Origin of the sequence: Paraburkholderia sp. SIMBA_054 (assembly GCF_046534875.1) — a bacterium.
GTDB classification, from domain to species: domain Bacteria; phylum Pseudomonadota; class Gammaproteobacteria; order Burkholderiales; family Burkholderiaceae; genus Paraburkholderia; species Paraburkholderia hospita.
Map to the genome: position 1 here is coordinate 1 of NZ_JAWRXV010000556.1, position 289 is coordinate 289.

General features: G+C 54.0%; 1 protein-coding gene. It reads left to right on the forward strand.

Annotation, left to right across the window (positions count from 1 at the left end; all coding sequences use genetic code 11):
- A partial coding sequence (locus tag SB822_RS56320) for a hypothetical protein (protein ID WP_410859008.1) occupies positions 1–224 on the forward strand: 224 nt, incomplete at its 5' end.
- Positions 225–289: the final 65 nt, after the last annotated feature.

Below are 289 nucleotides of genomic sequence, written 5' to 3' on the forward strand. Positions count from 1 at the left end.
GCCCTCAGGCAAGAAGAAATGTTGGCGGTGTTAGCCGCTTTCTTTTGCCTACTTTTCTTTGCGGCGGCAAAGAAAAGCAGGTGCCGCCCCGCACAGGGGCGACGCTTGAACGGGTAAGTCATCACGCGGATGCCAGCGAAAAGGCAAACGCACAGGGGCAACGCTTGAAGCACGAAGACAAAACGCGGATGCCAGCGCAAACCCACGCAACGGGGAGTGTCTGAATTTTTGTGTGCAAGGCAGATAAAAGCCTGCCATCTGGCAGGCTCATCAATTGCATTCTACAAAT